At 61.7% G+C, this 19,553-nt stretch carries 16 protein-coding genes; 7 read left to right on the top strand and 9 right to left on the bottom strand.

Translation table 11 applies throughout. The annotated features are described in order from the left end of the window. Positions 1 to 743 (bottom strand): crotonase/enoyl-CoA hydratase family protein (locus AACR77_RS20535; RefSeq protein WP_042881124.1); only part of this gene is annotated, 743 nt, incomplete at its 3' end. Between the two features lie 157 nt (positions 744 to 900). Here AACR77_RS20535 and AACR77_RS20530 point away from each other — a divergent pair. The 5 genes from AACR77_RS20530 to AACR77_RS20510 all read left to right on the top strand — a co-directional run bounded on the left by AACR77_RS20530 (position 901) and on the right by AACR77_RS20510 (position 7,191). After that, positions 901 to 2,688, top strand: a complete 1,788-nt coding sequence (locus tag AACR77_RS20530) for a putative nucleotidyltransferase substrate binding domain-containing protein (RefSeq protein WP_042881122.1) — start codon at positions 901 to 903, stop codon at positions 2,686 to 2,688. A gap of 2 nt (positions 2,689 to 2,690) precedes the next feature. After that, entirely contained in the window at positions 2,691 to 3,317 is a 627-nt protein-coding gene (locus AACR77_RS20525) for a 3'-5' exonuclease (protein WP_042881121.1), read from the top strand. A gap of 107 nt (positions 3,318 to 3,424) precedes the next feature. Continuing rightward, positions 3,425 to 3,736 (top strand): DUF485 domain-containing protein, encoded by a 312-nt coding sequence (locus tag AACR77_RS20520; protein ID WP_039039049.1) that lies wholly within the window; start codon positions 3,425 to 3,427, stop codon positions 3,734 to 3,736. After that, positions 3,733 to 5,388: a cation acetate symporter gene (locus AACR77_RS20515; protein WP_042881119.1), complete on the top strand. Its 1,656-nt coding sequence runs from the start codon at positions 3,733 to 3,735 to the stop codon at positions 5,386 to 5,388. Before AACR77_RS20520 ends, AACR77_RS20515 begins: the two co-directional genes overlap by 4 nt. A gap of 210 nt (positions 5,389 to 5,598) precedes the next feature. Continuing rightward, on the top strand, positions 5,599 to 7,191 hold the full coding sequence (locus AACR77_RS20510) for an ABC-F family ATPase (protein ID WP_010674576.1): 1,593 nt from the start codon (positions 5,599 to 5,601) through the stop codon (positions 7,189 to 7,191). 283 nt (positions 7,192 to 7,474) lie between these two features. Here the strand turns inward: AACR77_RS20510 and ppiD are convergent, their stop codons facing one another. The 6 genes from ppiD to tig form a co-directional block, all read right to left on the bottom strand. Next, on the bottom strand, positions 7,475 to 9,388 hold the full coding sequence (gene ppiD / locus AACR77_RS20505) for a peptidylprolyl isomerase (RefSeq protein WP_042016078.1): 1,914 nt from the start codon (positions 9,386 to 9,388) through the stop codon (positions 7,475 to 7,477). A gap of 149 nt (positions 9,389 to 9,537) precedes the next feature. Continuing rightward, positions 9,538 to 9,810: a nucleoid-associated protein HU-beta gene (hupB, locus tag AACR77_RS20500; RefSeq protein ID WP_005315375.1), complete on the bottom strand. Its 273-nt coding sequence runs from the start codon at positions 9,808 to 9,810 to the stop codon at positions 9,538 to 9,540. Positions 9,811 to 10,050: 240 nt separating this feature from the next. Then, on the bottom strand, positions 10,051 to 12,405 hold the full coding sequence (gene lon / locus AACR77_RS20495) for an endopeptidase La (protein WP_010674574.1): 2,355 nt from the start codon (positions 12,403 to 12,405) through the stop codon (positions 10,051 to 10,053). Between the two features lie 139 nt (positions 12,406 to 12,544). After that, positions 12,545 to 13,819 (bottom strand): ATP-dependent protease ATP-binding subunit ClpX, encoded by a 1,275-nt coding sequence (gene clpX, locus AACR77_RS20490; protein WP_010674573.1) that lies wholly within the window; start codon positions 13,817 to 13,819, stop codon positions 12,545 to 12,547. Positions 13,820 to 13,889: 70 nt separating this feature from the next. After that, positions 13,890 to 14,513, bottom strand: coding sequence for an ATP-dependent Clp endopeptidase proteolytic subunit ClpP (gene clpP, locus AACR77_RS20485; RefSeq protein ID WP_005324106.1), 624 nt, complete (start codon positions 14,511 to 14,513; stop codon positions 13,890 to 13,892). An 86-nt stretch (positions 14,514 to 14,599) separates the two neighbouring features. After that, complete coding sequence (tig, locus tag AACR77_RS20480) at positions 14,600 to 15,910, bottom strand: trigger factor (protein WP_010674572.1); 1,311 nt, start codon at positions 15,908 to 15,910, stop codon at positions 14,600 to 14,602. A gap of 430 nt (positions 15,911 to 16,340) precedes the next feature. Here tig and AACR77_RS20475 point away from each other — a divergent pair, with 430 nt between their 5' ends. Both AACR77_RS20475 and yfbR read left to right on the top strand, forming a co-directional pair. Continuing rightward, a complete protein-coding gene (locus tag AACR77_RS20475; protein ID WP_039039046.1) occupies positions 16,341 to 16,775 on the top strand; it encodes a YccF domain-containing protein in 435 nt (144 codons plus the stop codon). Between the two features lie 84 nt (positions 16,776 to 16,859). Further along, positions 16,860 to 17,450 carry a 5'-deoxynucleotidase gene (gene yfbR / locus AACR77_RS20470; protein ID WP_042881115.1) on the top strand — a complete coding sequence of 197 codons (591 nt, stop codon included), beginning with the start codon at positions 16,860 to 16,862 and terminating at the stop codon, positions 17,448 to 17,450. Positions 17,451 to 17,580: 130 nt separating this feature from the next. Here yfbR and lolE read toward each other — a convergent pair whose 3' ends face one another. After that, positions 17,581 to 18,822 carry a lipoprotein-releasing ABC transporter permease subunit LolE gene (gene lolE, locus AACR77_RS20465; RefSeq protein WP_039039045.1) on the bottom strand — a complete coding sequence of 414 codons (1,242 nt, stop codon included), beginning with the start codon at positions 18,820 to 18,822 and terminating at the stop codon, positions 17,581 to 17,583. Next, positions 18,822 to 19,520, bottom strand: coding sequence for a lipoprotein-releasing ABC transporter ATP-binding protein LolD (lolD, locus tag AACR77_RS20460; protein ID WP_039039044.1), 699 nt, complete (start codon positions 19,518 to 19,520; stop codon positions 18,822 to 18,824). The genes lolE and lolD overlap by 1 nt, the downstream gene beginning before the upstream one ends. Positions 19,521 to 19,553: the final 33 nt, after the last annotated feature.

Raw genomic sequence — 19,553 nt, 5'->3', positions numbered from 1 at the left:
CGCCACTGGTTGGGGCGCCCCAGGATCTGCCTCTGCAACCGGGTCTCTTCCTTGAGCATTGTCTCGTCACTGCGAGCCCAGGCCTGGGTGTAGAGCTGCTTGATCCCCGCCAGCGCATCCGGCGACTTGGTGATCAGGGTCCGGGCAAAGGCCCGCGCCTCTTCCAGGGGATCCGCGCACACCCGGCTCACCAGGCCGAGGGACTTGGCTTCGCTGGCTTCCAGCTCGCGCCCGCTCATGGCAAGCTCCATGGCGGTATCCATCCCCATCAGGTTGCGCAGGGTGACGCTGCCGCTCATGTCGGGGATGATGCCCCACTTGATCTCCATCACCGAGAAGCGGCAATCCGGGGTGCTGAAGCGAAAATCGGCGCCGAGCGCTATCTGCAGGCCGCCGCCAAAACAGACCCCCTGGGTCACCGCAATCACGGGTACCGGCAACTGATGCCAGCCATAGGCCACCCGCTGGGCCAGGTTGGTCGCCTCGTCCGCCTCGCGCTTGAGGATCTCCAGCGCCGCCACCGGCTGCCTCAGCATGGATTTCACATCCAGCCCGGCGCAGAACGCCCGCCCCTCCCCGTGCAGGATCACGGCCCGCAGCCCTTTTTGCCGGGATACCGCGTTCAGCGTCTCGTCGATGGCGTCGAACATGGCCCGATCCAGCGCGTTGAGCTTGTCCCCCCGGCAGAGCATCACCTCGGCAATCCCCTCCTGAAACACCCATTTGACCCTTGGCTTTTCCATCTCCGTCTTCGTCCTTTGATTCAACTGGTCATACCACAACGTTACCAGAGTGTTATGGGCAGGTACAGGGAGGCCGCCCCGGGCCTGCGACTAAAGTCGGCTGGCCCGGTGGTGGAGCCTTTGTCAGACTGGCCCCATGGTCACGGTGGAGCCTGTCATGTCACTTCTGTTCAATTTTGCCCGTCCACCGTTCGACGGCCTGGACGAGGAGGCACGCCAGCGGCTCGGTCAGCACCTCAGCATCTGCTACTTTCGCGCGGGCCAGACGGTGCAGCACGCCGGGGAGGAGCCCGCCGGGCTCTACCTCATCATCAAGGGGGCCGTGGAAGAGTCAGCCCCCCATCAATCCTTTGGCGACTATGGCGAGGGGGACATGTTCGACGTCCGTGCCCAGTTTGACGGGCACTGCCGCCACCGTTTCGCCGCCCTGGAAGATACCCTCTGTCAGCTCATTCCCCGCCCCGTCTTTCTGGCCCTGTGCGACGCGCACCCCCATATCGCCCGCTACTTCACCGCCACCCTGGCGGAGCGCCAGCGGGAGCAGGAGCGGCGCAGTCAGCTTGGGCAGCAGAACCTGGCGGAGTTCATCCTGACCCGCATCGCTCCCGACCATCTGCAGGCGCCGCTCATCGTGGAAAGCAGCCTCTCGCTCCTGGCCGCCACCGAGGCCATGGTGGCCAGGGGCACCGACTGCCTGCTCTATCCCGCCGCTGACGGCAGCCTGAGCCTCGCCACCCGCAAGACCCTGCTCCACGCCCTCACCCTCAAGGGATTGCCGCTCAGTGCGCCGCTGGCGGTGCTGACCCCCACCCCGCTGACGGGTCTGCCACTGGGGAGCTATCTGTTCGATGCCCTGCTGCTGATGACCCGCCACCGCATCAAGCGCCTGGTCATCTGGCAGGGGCAGGAGGTGGCAGGCATCCTGCATCTGACCCAGGTGCTCGGGCTCTTCTCCACCCACTCCCATGTGCTGACCCTGCGCATCGCCCGCGCCGACTCCCCGACCACCCTCGAGGCGGTCGCCCGGGAGCAGCAGCAGCTCATTCGCTCCCTGTTTGCCCAGGGGATCCACACCCTGTTCCTGATGAAGCTCATCGCCACCATCAACGAGCAGTTGATCGCCAAGGCCTTTTCCCTGGTGATCCCCGCGGCGCAGCAAGAGCAGGTGTGCCTGCTGATGCTGGGGTCGGAGGGGCGTGGCGAGCAGATCCAGAAAACCGATCAGGACAATGCCCTGATCCTGCCGGATGGCCTGCCGTGGCCCACCCAGTCGGCGGATCTGGCCGCCTTCAGCGCCCTGCTGGCGCGCCTGGGTTATCCCCCTTGCCCGGGCAGGGTGATGGTCAACAACCCGGCCTGGGTGAAGCCGCTTGACGGCTGGCTGCAAGGGATAGAGCAGGCCTGTGTGCGCGCCAGCGAAGCGGATCTGCTCTGGCTCGCCACCCTGGCCGATGCCCAGGCCATCACGGGAGATCGCGCCCGGCTCGCCCCCGTCGCCCGCCACCTGCGGGCCTGCCTCGCCGACCGGCCGGATCTGCTGGCGGAGATGGCAAGGGCCGCCGTCGCCTTTCACGCCCCCCTCACCCTCTTTGGCAGACTGGAGCAAGCCCCGGAGGGGCTGGATCTCAAGCGGGGCGGCCTCTTCCCCCTTGTCCACGGCGTCCGGGTGCTCTCCCTGGAGGCGGGGATCCTGGAGACCTCGACCACGGGGCGCATCGAGGCCCTGGTGGGCCAGGGACGCCTCAGCCGGGACTATGGCACCAATCTGGCGGAGGCCTTCCGGCTGTTCATGCGGCTTCGGCTGCGCAGCCAGTTGCAGGAGGGAGACGGACGGGTGCGGGTGGCCGACCTCGGCCCCGCAGAGCGGGATCTGCTGCGCCATGCCCTGCACCAGGTGAAGAAGTTCCAGCAGTGGCTCACCTTGCACTTTCGTCTTAGGCAATAGCGATGTGGATGCACTGGCGCCGCCGCTGGCTTGGCAGGACGTTTCGGGAGGGGGTGTTTGCCCCGCTCTTTGCCCGCCCTGCTGGCGACGAGTGGGTGGCACTGGACTTCGAGACCACCAGCCTGGATCCGGCGCTGGCGGAGATCGTCTCCATCGGGGCGGTGCGCATTCGGGGCAACCGGATAGAGACGGGCGATGCCCTTGCCATCCGGGTCCAGGCTCCCGCCAGCCTGAGCGCCGGGTCCGTGGTGATCCACGGCCTGCGCCATCAGGATCTGCAACAGGGAATGGCACTGGAGCCCGCGCTGCGCGCGCTGCTGGCCTTCATCGGCCCCCGTGAGCTGGTGGGGTATCACATCGCCTATGACCTGCGCATTCTCAACCTCGCCTGCCAACGGCTGTGGGGGCTCACCCTGCCCCAGCACGGCATCGAGGTGAGCCGCCTCTATCACGATCACCTCTATCGCCGCTATCCCGATGCCGCCATCGATCTGCACCTGGCCGCGATCTGTCGCCATCTGGCGCTGCCAGCCCTGCCCCCCCACGACGCCCTGAGCGATGCCGTCACCGCCGCCCTTGTCTTTGTACGCCTGCATCAGGGCGGCCCGCTGGCTTATCCCAAAGTCTAATTGTTCGGAAATAACATTTAATTCACATTTTGATTACATGGACAGCCGTGCTGTCCGGTAGGGAACCCCTCATCCACCGCTGACATTCACTGTCATGGAGAACTGCAATGGAACAGCAACCGTATCTTCGGATCCAGCAGGATCCCAACTTCCAGGCACTGGTCGCCAAACGCCAGCGTTTTGCCTGGACCCTCTCCATCCTGATGCTGGGGCTCTACCTGGCGTTCATCCTGCTCATCGCCTTTGCACCTGGCTGGCTTGGCACCCCCTTGAGCGAAGGCTCCAGCATCACCCGTGGCATCCCGGTCGGGATTGGCCTCATCGTATCGGCCTTCGTGCTGACCGGTATCTACGTATTTCGTGCCAACGGCGAGTTCGACGAACTGAACCAGAAGATCCTCAAGGGAGCGCAATCATGAAAGGCAAGTCTCTGCTGCCGCTGGCAGGTCTGATCTCCACCCCCTTGCTGGCGGCCGACGCCATCAGCGGCGAGGTGCAACGCCAACCCCTCAATATCTCGGCCATCGTGATGTTCGTGGTCTTCGTGGCCGCCACCCTGTTCATCACCTACTGGGCCTCCAAGCGCAACCGCTCGGCTTCCGACTACTACGCCGCCGGCGGGTGCATCACCGGCTTCCAGAACGGTCTGGCCATCGCCGGTGACTACATGTCCGCCGCCTCCTTCCTCGGCATCTCCGCCCTGGTCTATACCTCGGGCTATGACGGTCTCATCTACTCCATCGGCTTCCTGGTGGGCTGGCCCATCATCCTGTTCCTGATCGCGGAGCGGCTGCGCAACCTCGGCAAGTACACCTTTGCCGACGTGGCCTCCTACCGCCTCAAGCAGACCTCGGTGCGCAGCCTCTCCGCCAGCGGCTCCCTGGTGGTGGTCGCCCTCTACCTCATCGCCCAGATGGTCGGTGCCGGCAAGCTCATCGAGCTCTTGTTCGGCCTCCAATACCATGTGGCCGTGGTGCTGGTCGGCATCCTGATGGTGCTCTACGTGCTGTTCGGCGGCATGCTGGCCACCACCTGGGTACAGATCATCAAGGCGGTGATGCTGCTCTCCGGTGCCTCCTTCATGGCCATCATGGTGATGAAGTCCGTCAACTTCGACGTCGGTACCCTGTTCAGCGAAGCGGTCAAGGTGCATGCCAATGGTGCGGCCATCATGAGCCCGGGGGGCCTGGTCGCCGACCCCATCTCCGCCATCTCCCTTGGGCTGGCCCTGATGTTCGGTACCGCCGGTCTGCCCCACATCCTGATGCGCTTCTTCACCGTGAGCGATGCCAAGGAAGCCCGTAAATCGGTGTTCTACGCCACCGGCTTCATCGGCTACTTCTACATCCTCACCTTCATCATCGGCTTTGGCGCCATCCTGCTGGTCAGCACCAACCCGGACTTCAAGGACGCCACCGGCGCCCTGCTAGGGGGCACCAACATGGCGGCGGTCCATCTGGCCGACGCCGTGGGTGGCAGCCTGTTCCTGGGCTTCATCTCCGCCGTGGCGTTTGCCACCATACTGGCGGTCGTGGCCGGGCTGACCCTGGCGGGGGCCTCCGCGGTCTCTCACGACCTCTATGCCTGCGTCATCAAGGAAGGCAAGGCCAACGAGGCCGACGAGCTGCGCGTCTCCAAGATGACCACCCTGGTGCTGGGTGTGGTCGCCATCGGCCTTGGCATCCTGTTCGAGAAGCAGAACATCGCCTTCATGGTGGGCCTGGCCTTCTCCATCGCGGCGAGCTGCAACTTCCCGGTGCTCTTCCTCTCCATGTTCTGGTCCCGCCTGACCACCCGTGGCGCCGTCTATGGCGGCTGGCTCGGTCTCATCAGCGCCGTGACCCTGATGATCCTGGGCCCCACCGTCTGGGTGAAAGTACTGGGTCATGCCCAGGCCATCTTCCCCTACGAATACCCGGCGCTCTTCTCCATGGGGCTGGCCTTCATCGGGATCTGGTTCTTCTCGGTCACCGACAAGTCCCAGGCAGCCTCCGACGAGCATGCCAAGTTCTTCCCGCAGTTCGTCCGCTCCCAGACCGGGCTCGGTGCCTCCGGCGCCTCCGCCCACTAAGTGGCATCCCACGCATCCAAGCCGGCCCAGTGCCGGCTTTTTTAATGACCGCCCCCTCGCCTCCCCTCTGCAAGAGAGGCCGGAGCCCGTTGCCTGCCTGGTCGTGAAACCTTCCCCCCTGCAATGGGGCCAGATCACAGTTCCTGCTAAAACTTTCGGGGGATCTGTGCCATAATGCGCGCCATTTGACAGACCAACCGGGACATTCCAGTGCTTTCAAGCAACAACATCACCATGCAGTTCGGCGCCAAGCCGCTGTTTGAGAACATCAGCGTCAAGTTTGGCGGCGGCAACCGCTACGGCCTCATCGGTGCCAACGGCTGTGGCAAGTCCACCTTCATGAAGATCCTCGGCGGCGATCTCGAACCCACCGGCGGCAATGTGAGCCTGGATGTCAACGAGCGCATCGGCAAGCTGCGCCAGGATCAGTTCGCCTACGAAGAGATGCGCGTACTGGACGTGGTCATGATGGGCCACACCGAGCTGTGGGCCGCCATCGCCGAACGCGATGCCATCTACGCCAACCTGGAGGCCACCGACGACGACTACATGAAGGCCGCCGAGCTGGAAGGCCTGGTCGCCGAATATGATGGCTACACCGCCGAATCCCGCGCAGGCGAGCTGCTGCTGGGTGCCGGTATTCCCATCGAGCAGCACAACGGTCCGATGAGCGAAGTGGCCCCGGGCTGGAAACTGCGGGTACTGCTGGCGCAGGCGCTGTTCTCCAACCCCGACATCCTGTTGCTGGACGAACCGACCAACAACCTGGACATCAACACCATTCGCTGGCTGGAGCAGGTGCTCAACGATCGTGAAAGCACCATGATCATCATCTCTCACGACCGTCACTTCCTGAACTCCGTCTGCACCCACATGGCGGATCTGGACTACGGCGAGCTGCGGGTCTACCCGGGCAACTACGACGAGTACATGCTGGCTGCCACCCAGGCCCGCGAGCGCCTGCTGGCCGACAACGCCAAGAAGAAGGCCCAGATCGCCGATCTGCAATCCTTCGTCTCCCGCTTCAGCGCCAACGCCTCCAAGTCCAGCCAGGCTACCTCCCGCCTCAAGCAGATCGACAAGATCAAGATTGAGGAAGTAAAGGTATCCAGCCGTCAGAACCCCTTCATCCGCTTCGAGCAGGACAAGAAGCTCTACCGCAACATCCTGGAGATCGAAGGCGTCTCCAAGGGTTATGGCGACGGTCCCCTGTTCAAGGGGCTCAACATGATGCTGGAAGTGGGCGAGAAGGTCGCCATCCTGGGTACCAACGGGATCGGTAAGTCCACCCTGATCAAGACGCTGGTCGGTGCCCTGGCACCGGATACCGGCACCATCAAGTGGTCCGAGAACGCCCAGATCGGCTACTACGCCCAGGATCACGCCGAAGATTTCGACACCGATCTCAATGTGTTCGACTGGATGGCCCAATGGAAGCAGGAGAACGAAGACGAGCAGGCGGTGCGCTCCGTGCTGGGTCGTCTGCTCTTCTCCCAGGACGACATCAAGAAGCCGGTCAAGGTGCTTTCCGGTGGTGAACAGGGCCGGATGCTGTTCGGCAAGCTGATGATGCAGCGCCCCAACATCCTGATCATGGATGAACCGACCAACCACCTGGACATGGAATCCATCGAATCCTTGAACCTGGCGCTGGAGATGTACAAGGGCACCCTGATCTTCGTCTCCCACGACCGCGAGTTCGTCTCCTCCCTGGCGACCCGCATCTTGGAGCTGACCGAAGACGGCATCCGCGACTTCGGCGGCACCTACGAGGATTACCTGCGCACCCAGGGTGTGGTGTAATCCCCCGCCTTCAAGCAAAGCGATCAGAACCGGCGCCTCGTGCGCCGGTTTTTTTATGCCTCCTTTATCACGCCCCACAGCAAGAGAAGGATTGGGGATAAGGAGAGCAAGAGTACAGCGCGCTGTCATACACCTGTCCCGCTCATCCCCAGCCAGGATAGGTAGCACAAGCCCGTGCCTGGCCCCTTCCCTCCTGCGCCCGCCCGCTCTGCCTGGCTGTTGATGGCACAAAAAAACGGCTCCATCATGGAGCCGTTTTCACACTTGGGGCCGTGAGGCTGACTTACTCGACAGTGGCTTCCACGTCGGTGAAGTATTCGATCTTGGCCGCCTTGCGCAGCTCGTCGATCAGCGACTTGTAGTCGGCCTGTGCCTTGCCCTGACCCAGCTGACCTTGCAGCAGGCTCACCATCTGGGACGGCTCCTTGATGACGTTGACCTTGTCCAGCGCCACCACCACACGATCACCGTTGGCTTCGGTCACCAGCTCGACGCTCGGCTTGCCATCGGTCGGATGGGGCATGCGGAACGCCTGGGTCACCAGGTTCTGATCCATCTCCTGGGCGAAACGGGATACGCCGGTATGGGTATCCACTTTCAGACCCAGCGCGGTCAGGTCGGCCTGAACGTTCTCACCGGCCTTGAGCTTGTCCAGCAGACCCTGGGCCTTGCCACGGGCCACTTCACTGGCCTTGTCGTGCTTGATGGCGGTGATCACCTGCTCTTTCACCTCGGCAAGCGGCTTGGCCGCCTTCGGCTGGTGACCCATGATGTGCAGCACCAGCGCCTTGCCGTCGGCCAGCTCGATCACGTCGGAGTTGGTATTGTCATCGCGCAGCTGTTCGGAGAACGCCACGGAGAGCACCTTGGGATCATTGAGCGGTGCCGGCGCATCTGCCTGGCTGAAATAGCCGGTGGACTGCACCTGGAGGCCCATGGCTTCGGCGGTCAAGTCCAGGGAGTCCGGGTTCTCGAAGCTGCTGTCGGCCATCTTCTGCTGTTCGGCGAAGAACTGCTCCTTGGCCTTCTCAGACTGCAGACGGGCGATGGTATCGCTCATCACGTCCACGAAGGGCTTGGTCTTGGCAGGCTCGACTCCCAGCAGCTTGATGATGTGGAAGCCGAACGGGCTCTTCACCACGGCGGAGAGATCGCCGGCCTTGGCCAGCGCGAACGCGGCTTTCTCGAAGGCAGGATCCATCACCCCCTTCTCGAACCAGTCGAGCTCCCCGCCCTTCTTCGCGGAGAAGGTATCGGAGGAGTCGGCCTTGGCCAGCGCGGCGAAATCGTCACCCGCCTTGGCCTTGGCCAGCACGGCCTCGGCTTTCTGCTCGGCGGCCTTTTCATCCTTGCCAAACGGGATCAGGATGTGCGCCACCTGACGGCGCTCGGGACGCTGGAACAGATCCTGATGCTGGTCGTAATAATCCTGGGCATCCTGCTCGGTGACCTTGATGTTCTTGCCAAGGTTCGCGGCATCGAGCAGCAGATAGTCAACCTTGACCGTCTCGTCGTTCATGAAGCGAGCGCTGTTGGCCTTGTAGAACTGCTCCACCTCGGCATCGCTCACCTCGATCCCGTCCACATAGGCGGAAGCGGCCAGACGGATCAGGCGCAGGTCACGGGTCTGGTTGTAGAGACGATCCAGTTGCTCGGCTTCACCCTTGAGGGCGAACTCCGATCCCAGCACGGCGCCCATCAATTGCTGGCGCACCATGTCCTGGCGCAGGGAGTCGCGGAACATCTCGGGGGTCATGCCGGCACGGCGAATGAGCTGCAGGTAGCGGTCATTGCTGAACTTGCCGTTCTCGGCAAACTCGGGCATGGCGACGATGGCCTGCTTGATCTGCTCATCGCTGACGCGCAGACCCAGGGAGCGGGCCTTGTCATCGATCAGCGCCTGATCGATCAGACGGTCCAGCACGCCACGGCGGAACTGTTTCATGTAATCGGGATTGGCGGCCAGCTGGTTGAAGGCCTCACCCATTTGGGATTCCATGCGGGCCCGCTCATTGCGGTAGGCATTCTCCAGTGCGGGGGCACTGATGTCATTGCCGTTGACGGTGGCGGGGGCGGTACGTGCCGGGCCATTGAGGTAGCTGCCTACGCCGGCCAAGGCAAAGGAGAGGATGATCAGGCCCAAGATAACCTTGGCTACCTTGCCCTGCGCCCCTTCGCGTAGTTTATCCAACATCATGTTTGTACTTATGCTCCCGAACTCGATGGGCGTAAATAATGAAAAGGCGCACCGATTGCGATGCGCCTTGGTCAAGCAGTATGAGGGAGAGCCCTCTCACTTGTCTGGTCAGAGACCAAGGACGGTGCCGATAGATATCAGCGACCGGCTTAGTTGACCGCGTCTTTCAGGGCCTTGCCGGCTTTGAAGGCAGGAACTTTACCGGCAGCGATTTCGATGGTCGCACCAGTTTGCGGGTTGCGGCCGGAACGGGCTGCACGCTCGCGAACGGCGAAAGTACCGAAACCAACCAGAGCAACCTGGTCACCCTCTTTCAGGGCTTCGCCCACGGCATCGATGAAGGCATCCAGCGCACGGCCAGCGGCAGCTTTGGAGATATCAGCACCGTCTGCAATCTTGTCAATCAGTTGAGATTTATTCACTCTTATATTCCCCTTTTATCGAACATCGCTGCGGCGCTGATTTCCCTGGCCACAACAAGTGGAGGTTTTATAACAAGCCTCCTGATCAGTTGCAAGTGACAATCTGGCGCAAACCCGCGCCACATCACGCATTGCGACTCATCATGAGTACCCGATCGGTGGTCAAGGCTACTTCCGTTGTCCGGTGCATGCAAGCCTTAACCACCCCCCGAATGCGCCAAATTTGCGGCGCATCAACATTTACACGACAGAAACGCGTTCGAAACCTTGCGGATTGTCCTGCAACGCCAGTGCAAGCACCTCATCAATCCAGCGAACCGGATAGATTTCAAGATCTTGTTTGACGTTGGCCGGGATCTCCTCGAGGTCACGTTCGTTCTCTTTCGGGATCAGCACACGCTTGATGCCACCACGGTGGGCCGCCAGCAGTTTCTCCTTGAGACCACCGATGGGCAACACCTCGCCACGCAGGGTGATTTCCCCCGTCATGGCCACGTCGGCGCGCACCGGGTTGCCGGTGAGGCTGGAGACCAGGGCGGTACACATGGCGATACCGGCGCTCGGGCCGTCTTTCGGGGTCGCCCCTTCCGGCACGTGCACGTGGATGTCGCGCTTCTCGTAGAAGTCGCCGTTGATACGCAGCTTCTCGGCACGGGCTCGCACCACTGTCATGGCCGCCTGGATGGACTCCTGCATCACGTCACCGAGGGAACCGGTATAAGTGAGCTTGCCCTTGCCCGGCATGTTGGTGGTCTCGATGGTGAGCAGATCGCCCCCCACTTCGGTCCACGCCAGCCCGCACACCTGGCCAATCTGGTTCTGGTCGGTGGCCTTGCCATAGTCAAAGCGCTGTACCCCCAGGAACTCCTTGAGGTTCTCCTGGTTGACCTGAACATGCTTGATGCTCTTGTCCAGCAGGATACGTTTGACTGCCTTGCGACAGATTTTGGAGATTTCACGCTCCAGGCTGCGCACACCCGCCTCGCGGGTGTAGTAGCGGATCACCCCGATCAGCGCCGAATCCTCGATGGTGATCTCGGAAGGCTTCAGGCCGTTGCGCTGGATCTGCTTGGCCACCAGGTGCTGCTTGGCAATGTTGAGCTTCTCGTCCTCGGTGTAACCGGACAGACGGATCACTTCCATCCGGTCCAGCAGCGGACCCGGGATGTTCATGGAGTTGGAGGTGGCCACGAACATCACGTCCGACAGGTCATAATCCACTTCCAGATAGTGATCGTTGAAGCTGCTGTTCTGCTCGGGATCCAGCACCTCCAGCAGGGCGGAAGCGGGATCGCCACGCATGTCCGAGCTCATCTTGTCGATTTCGTCGAGCAGGAACAGGGGGTTCTTCACGCCGACTTTCGCCATCTTCTGGATGAGCTTGCCGGGCATGGAGCCGATGTAGGTACGACGGTGACCGCGGATCTCCGCCTCGTCACGCACCCCACCCAGGGCCATGCGCACATACTTGCGGCCGGTAGCCTTGGCGATGGACTGGCCCAGGGAGGTCTTGCCCACCCCGGGAGGCCCGACCAGGCAGAGGATGGGGCCCTTGAGCTTGTTCACCCGCGCCTGCACCGCCAGGTATTCGAGGATGCGATCCTTGACCTTGTCCAGGCCATAGTGATCCGCATCCAGCACCTCCTGGGCCTTGCCCAGGTCTTTCTTGACCTTGGAGCGGGCCTTCCAGGGCACCTGCACCATCCAGTCCACATAGCTGCGCACCACGGTGGCTTCCGCCGACATGGGTGACATCATCTTGAGCTTGGCGAGCTCGGCCTGGGCCTTCTCGCGGGCATCCTCCGGCATCCCGGCCTCTTCAATCTTGCGATTGAGGGCTTCGAATTCATCCGGGCTGTCTTCCAGCTCACCCAGCTCTTTCTGGATGGCCTTCATCTGCTCGTTGAGGTAATACTCCCGCTGGCTCTTCTCCATCTGCTTCTTGACCCGGGAGCGGATGCGTTTCTCGACCTGCAACAGGTCGATCTCCGACTCCATCATGGCCATCAGAAACTCGATGCGCTCGGACACGGAGGCGATTTCCAGCACCTTCTGCTTGTCTTCGAGCTTGAGCGGCATGTGGGCAGCCATGGTATCGGCCAGGCGCGCCGCATCGTCGATCGCCGAAATCGAGGTGAGTACCTCGGGCGGGATCTTCTTGTTGAGCTTGATGTAACCTTCGAACTGGCCGATGGCAGAGCGCACCAGCACGTCCTGATCCTTCTCCTCGATGGGGGCGGACGCGATGTACTGGGCCTCCCCGACAAAGAAGTCGCGATCGTCGATCATCCGCTCAAGGCGGGCACGCTGGCCCCCCTCCACCAGCACCTTGACGGTGCCGTCCGGCAGCTTGAGCATCTGCAGAATATTGGCCACTGTCCCGACGGAGAAGATCTCCTCCACCGTCGGTTCGTCAGTCGACGCATCCTTCTGGGCCACCAGCAGGACTTTCTTGTCCTGCTCCATGGCCGCTTCCAGACAGCGAATAGATTTTTCCCGCCCCACAAAGAGTGGAATGACCATGTGGGGATAGACCACCACGTCACGAAGAGGCAGGACGGGAATCTCGATGCGTTCTGAACGCTCTAGGTTCATATATGTCCTCTCGGCTTGTTATACCGTTGGCAAAGGCTTGGCTGAGTATATGGGGGCGCAAAGATGAGATTCAATCGCCTTGGCCCTAAAAAGCATGAAAGGGGCAAAAAGCCCCTTTATGTGATTAAAAATCAGACAGTTACTCTGAGGCTGCGGCCTGAGTCTCGGGATTGTCGTAGATCATCAGGGGCGCGGAGTCTCCCTTGATCACCGTCTCGTCGATCACCACCTTGCTGACCCCTTTCAGGGAGGGCAGGTCATACATGGTGTCGAGCAGCACGGCCTCGACAATGGAACGCAGACCCCGGGCACCGGTTTTGCGCTCCATGGCCTTGCGGGCAATGGCATTGAGCGCGTCATCACGAAACTCCAGCTCAACCTCTTCCAGGGCAAACAGCGCTGCATACTGCTTGGTCAACGCGTTCTTCGGCTCTTTCAGGATCTGGATGAGGGCCGCCTCGTCAAGCTCGGTCAGGGTCGCGACCACCGGCAGACGACCGATGAACTCGGGGATGAGACCGTACTTGATGAGATCTTCCGGCTCCACCTTGGCAAAATTCTCGCTCAGGGTTGCCTTGGCATTCTTGGATTTCACCTCGGCGCCAAAACCGATGCCGGTGCCCTTGACGGAGCGCTGCTCGATCACCTTGTCCAACCCCGCGAAGGCACCACCACAGATGAAGAGGATCTTGGAGGTGTCGACCTGCAAAAACTCCTGCTGAGGGTGCTTGCGACCGCCCTGGGGCGGCACGGAGGCGATGGTGCCTTCGATCAGTTTCAGCAGTGCCTGCTGCACCCCTTCCCCGGACACGTCGCGGGTGATGGAGGGGTTGTCCGACTTGCGGGAGATCTTGTCGATCTCGTCGATGTAGACGATACCGCGCTGGGCCTTCTCCACGTCGTAGTCGCACTTTTGCAGCAACTTCTGGATGATGTTCTCCACGTCCTCGCCCACGTAACCGGCTTCGGTCAGGGTGGTGGCATCGGCCATGGTGAAGGGCACATCCAGCAGACGAGCCAGGGTCTCGGCCAGCAGAGTCTTGCCGCTGCCGGTGGGGCCAATCAGCAGGATGTTGGATTTGCCCAGCTCCACGCCACCGGACTCGCTGCCGCTGCGAAGACGCTTGTAGTGGTTGTAGACAGCCACTGCCAGCACCTTCTTGGCGTACTCCTGACCGATCACGTAGTCGTCCAGATGGGCGCGGATTTCATGAGGGGTCGGCAGCTCGCTACCATCGCGCTTGGGAGAGATCTCGCGGATCTCCTCGCGGATGATGTCGTTGCACAGCTCGACACACTCATCACATACGTAGACGGAAGGGCCAGCGATCAGCTTGCGCACTTCATGCTGGCTTTTGCCGCAGAAAGAGCAATACAGCAGCTTGTCGCCCTCACCCTTGCGTTTCTCTGTCATTCAGCGACCTCGTTTTATCAATAGAGGATGGATCGTCCTGTTGAGTTTACAACAGGACGGGGTACCCTGCTCAGCCGCGCTGGCTCAGGATGCCGTCAACCAGACCATAGGCAACGGCCTGCTCGGCGGACATGAAGTTGTCACGGTCGGTGTCGCGCTCGATGGTGGCCATGTCCTGACCGGTATGGAACGCCAGACGATCGTTCAGGGTATTCTTGATTTTCAGGATCTCCTGGGCATGGATCTGGATGTCAGAAGCCTGCCCCTGGAAGCCGCCCAGCGGCTGGTGGATCATCACTCGGGCATTGGGCAGGCAGAAACGCTTGCCCTTGGCGCCACCGGCCAGCAGGAAGGCCCCCATGGAGCAGGCCTGCCCCATGCAGACGGTGCTCACGTCCGGCTTGATGAACTGCATGGTGTCATAGATGGACATACCCGCAGTGACGGCCCCACCCGGCGAGTTGATGTAGATGCTGATGTCCTGATCCGGATTCTCGGACTCCAGGAACAGCAGTTGGGCCACCACCAGGTTCGCCATGTGATCCTCGACCTGACCGGTCAGGAAGATCACCCGCTCTTTCAGCAGACGGGAATAGATGTCGTAGGAACGCTCCCCTTTCGCGGTTTGCTCTACCACCATCGGGATGAGCGCATTGCGTGGGGATTCAGTCACATCGTTATAGTTCTTGTACATAAGGCATTGTCCCTAAAATAAAATGGCCCGAGTGGAGATCACACGAGCCATTATACTTAACAGTTTTGACCTTAAGTCAAATGTTCTTAGGCAGCGGCACCGGACTTGTTGATCACTTCGTCGAAGGCAACTTCTTTCTCGGTGACTTGCGCCTTGGACAGGATCAGATCGATGGCTTGATCTTCAATGGCCAGGTTGCGCACGCCGTTCAGCATCTGCTCGTTCTGCTGATAGTACTCGATCACTTCTTTCGGATCTTCGTAGGCAGTGGCCATGGACTCGATGATGCTGGTCACACGGGCGTCGTCAGCCTTGATCTCGTTGGTGCGGATGACGTCACCCAGCAGCAGACCAACGCGGACACGGCGCTCGGCCTGGGCCTGGAACAGCTCGGCCGGCAGCTCGGGGGCGTTGCCGCCCTGGAAGCCACCGAAGCGCTGCAGAGCCTGCTGACGCAGGGTGTCGATTTCCTGGGCAACGGCAGCCTTCGGCAGATCGATCTGGTTGGCTTCAACCAGGCCGTTCAGTACCTGCTCTTTCACGCTGTTTTTCAGGGCCTGGGCCAGTTCGCGCTCCATGTTCTTGCGCACTTCAGCCTTCAGCTCTTCAACGCTGCCGCTCTCGATGCCGAAACGCTTGACGAACTCTTCGGTCAGCTCGGGCAGCACTTGCTCTTCAACCTTGTGCAGCTTGGAGGCAAACTTGGCAGCCTTGCCCTTCAGGGCTTCGGCGTGGTAGTCAGCCGGGAAAGTCACCTCGATGGTGAACTCGTCGCCCGCTTTCTTGCCCAGGATGGCGTCTTCGAAGCCCGGGATCATGCGGCCAGCGCCCAGTTCCAGGGTGAAGCCTTCAGCCTTGCCACCGTCGAACTCTTCACCGTCGATGGAACCGACGAAGTCCATGGTCACACGCATGCCGTTGGCGGCAGCCACAGCGGCTTCAGTCCAGGTGGCGTGCTGCTTGCGCAGGGTGTCGATCATGTTTTCCAAGTCGCTGTCCTTCACGGTGGCAACCGGCTTCTCGACCTTGATGCTTTCCAGACCGGCAACTTCGAACTCCGGATACACTTCGAAAGTGGCGGTGAATTCGAAATCCTGACCTTCTTTGATCTCTTTCGGATCCATGGTCGGGGCGCCAGCCGGGCTCAGTTTGTTCTCGATGATGGCCTTGATGAAGTTGTTCTGCATCATTTCATCGGCAACGCGGGCATGAGCCATGGCACCGAACATCTTCTTGATGATGGCAACCGGAGCCTTGCCAGGACGGAAACCGTCGATGCGACGGGTTTTGGCCAGGCCATTCAATTCTTTGCGCACGGCGGCGTCAACGGTAGCGGCCGGTACAGTGATGGTAAGACGGCGTTCCAGACCCTGGGTTGTCTCTACAGAAACTTGCATTCTTTTACCTCGTTCAACTCAGCACTGCGTGCTGACCCTTTATTGCCCCCGGGCAAGCCCGGAGTCTTCCTGTTTATAAAGACAACGACTGTCTTTGTGATGAGAAAATATGACGCGACATTATAGCGGCGTGCAGTGGTCGCGTCGAGCCGCACATCCCCCCTCCGGGGCACAGACAGCACAATTTGCGCAAGACTTTCTCCTATATGGAGAAGCCTTGCACCGAGTTCAAGCGTTCCATCCGCAATAATTTGCACTGGCTCACTCTTTTTCACGGTAAACGGGCCATTTTGATCGCCATCCGCCGCCAATCGGGCACAAAAATGGCGTGCTGCGACCCAAATTGTCCACCTTCTCGCCTGTGCCATTGCGTCCCCCGGCCGGGCTCGCTATGGTGACAGCCAATTCACGTGCTGCTGGAGTCACCCACATGTCCTTTTTCCGCTTCTTGTTCAATCTGCTCTGGTTCGTCCTGGGAGGCGTCTTCATGGGGCTGGCCTGGTGGCTGGCGGGGCTGCTCTGCTTCGTCTCCCTCATCGGGATCCCCTGGGGACGCGCCTGCTTCGTCATCGGCACCTTCACCTTCTTCCCGTTTGGCAAGCAGGCGGTGAGCCGCAAGAGCATGACGGGCCAGAGCGACATTGGCACCGGCGCCCTGGGGCTGATTGGCAACATTCTCTGGTTTGTGCTCATCGGGGTCTGGCTGGCCATCGGCCACATCGCCTCGGCGCTGGCCTGTTTCGTCACCATCGTCGGCATCCCGTTCGGCATCCAGCACCTCAAGCTGGCCCTCATCAGCCTGGCCCCCATCGGCCAGATGATAGTGACCAACCACGAGGCGGAATCGGGCCGCTACATCCGCTGAGGGCCCATCTCAGGCTATCCTTGCGGGTGGAAAAAAGGGCAGACTAGGGTCTGCCCTTTTTCATTTCCCCATTCGAGGTCTTCCATGCTGCCCAGCCATTTTTTTGCCAACCTCGCCCGTATGCGCCTCATCTACCGCTGGCCCCTGATGCGCAACATCCAGCCCGAAAACATCGCCGAGCACAGCCTGCAGGTCGCCATGGTGGCCCACGCCCTCGGCCTTATCAGCAATCGCCTGTTCGGCGCTCGGGTGGATGCCGACCGGGCCGCCGTCATGGCCCTCTACCACGACAGCAGCGAGGTGCTGACCGGGGATCTGCCCACCCCGGTCAAGTACTTCAATCCCGAAATCGCCCGCGAATACAAAAAGATTGAGCTTGCCGCCGAGCAGCGCCTGCTGGGCATGTTGCCGCCTGAGCTGGTCGAGGACTTTCGCCCCCTGCTCGACTCCGGCGCCCAGGACGAGGCCCTCACCAGCCTGGTGAAGGATGCAGACACCCTCTGTGCCTACACCAAGTGTCTGGAGGAGCTGAGCGTCGGCAACCGGGAGTTCGAGCCCGCGCGAAAGCGCCTCGAGCAGATGCTGGACGCCAGGATGAACCCCGCCATGCGCTACTTCATCGATGTCTTCGTGGGGAGTTTTTCACTGCCTCTCGATGAGTTGAATGCCCATTGATGCCATCAACACGGCACCGGGCATCATCTCCTCCTGCGTATTGCCTCGATAACCGCCACGTCGGGGGTGTCCCCACAAAAGAGTGACAGTAAAAAGGGCCCCGCAGGGCCCTTTATCACATCCATGGGCATCAATGCCCCAGCTCCCGGGACGGCACCAGGCCGCTCGCCCGCCAGGCGGGATAGAGGGTCGCCACCAGGCTCATCAGGATGGCGGCGCCGGTCACGATGAGCAAGTCCTGCATGTGCAGCTCGGTCGGCAGGAAGTCGATGAAGTAGATGTCGGGATTCAGGAAACGGTGCCCGATCACCCCTTCGATGGCGCTCAGGATCTGGGTCAGCTTGCTGGAGAGCAGGCCGCCCAGCAGGGCGCCTAGCAGGGCTCCCGCCACCCCGTTCACCATCCCCTGGATGACGAAGGTGAGCCGGATCTGGCCCGGGCTCGCCCCCATGGTCTTCAAGATGGCGATCTCGCTGCGCTTCTCGTTCACCGCCATCACCAGGGTGGAGACGATGTTGAAGCAGGCCACCGCCACCACCATCAGCATCACCACGTACATCACGGTGCGCACCATCTGGATGTCCTGATAGAGATAACCCTGACGGCTCATCCAGCTGCTGATATAGACGTAGTGCGGGAATTTCTGGGCCGCCGCCACCGTGATGGACTGGGCCTTGAGCACGTCGCTCACCTTGAGGCTGAACCCCTCCACCGCGCTGCCCATGCCGGTGATGGCCTGGGCGTCCGCCAGGTGCATGAAGCCGAGCAGGCCGTCGAGCTGGCCGCCGATCTCGAGCAGCCCCACCACGGTGAGCGCCTCCCGTTTCGGGTTCTTGATGCCGGCGGCATCCCCCGCCTGGGGCAGCAGCAGGGTGACGGTGTCCCCTGTCTTGACCCCCAGCTTGTCGGCGATGATCTTGCCGAGGATGACCCCGTGTTCACCCGCCTGTAGCTCGCGAAGGCCCCGCCCCGTCATGAAGTTGCCCGCATCGGAGAGATTGGCTTCCAGCTCCGGCAGCACCGCACGCAGCTGGACCCCCTTGAGGGCGGAGCCGTGCTCCAGCAGGCCGTCCAGGCGAATGACGGGCGCAGCCGCCTCCACCCCGGGCTGGGCCAGCAGGTAGTCCCTGAGCCTCGGCCAGTCAGGCAGTGGCGCCTCCATGCCGATGAGCTCGCCGTGGGGGACCACGGAGAGCACTCGGTTCTTGAGCTCCCGCTCGAACCCGTTCATGGCGGAGAGGCCAAGAATGAGGGCCATCACCCCGAGGGCGATCCCGATGAGGGAGGAGGCCGAAATGAAGGCGATGAAGCCGTTGCGACGGCGGGAGCGGCTGTAACGCAGGCCCAGGAACAGGGGCAGCGGCTTGAACATCAGGCGACCTCCGCCATGATGCCGCTCACCAGGGTGACTCGGCGGTGGAGCTTGGCGGCCAGGCTCAAGTCATGGGTCACCACCACGAACGCGGTGCCAAGCTCGCGATTGAGCTCGCACAAGAGCTCATAGACGGCGGTGGCGCTGGCATGATCCAGGTTGCCGGTGGGTTCGTCCGCCAGCACCAGGCTGGGTTCGTTGACCAGGGCACGGGCGATGGCCACCCGCTGGCGCTCGCCACCGGAGAGCTCGGACGGTCTGTGGTTGAGACGGTGGGAGAGCCCCACCCGCCCCAGCATCTTGCTCGCCTTCTCGGTGGCGCTGGCCACCGACTCACCGGCGATCAGCAGCGGCATGGCCGCATTTTCCAGCGCGCTGAATTCCGAGAGCAGGTGGTGGAACTGGTAAACGAAACCCAGCTCCTGGTTGCGAAACCTCGCCTGGGTACGGCTGTCCCAGCCATGGATGTCCTGCCCCTTGAACAGCACGGCGCCGCTGGAGGGGTTGTCCAGCGCCCCCATCAGGTGCAGCAGGGTGGTCTTGCCGGAGCCCGAGCTCCCCACCACCGCCAGCATCTCCCCGGGGGCGACGTCCAGCTCGATCCCCTTGAGTACCTGGGTCTCCAGATTGCCCTCTTTGTAGACATGATTGAGGGCCTGGCAGCGCAGCAGCGGCTCGCAGGGGACGGATTGATTCATAACGGGGGCTCCACTTGCACCAGTAACAACAGA

Source organism: Aeromonas sp. ZOR0002 (assembly GCF_963866995.1).
In the GTDB taxonomy this organism is placed as follows: Bacteria; Pseudomonadota; Gammaproteobacteria; order Enterobacterales; family Aeromonadaceae; genus Aeromonas; species Aeromonas caviae.
This window is presented reverse-complemented; position numbering and strand designations above follow the sequence as displayed.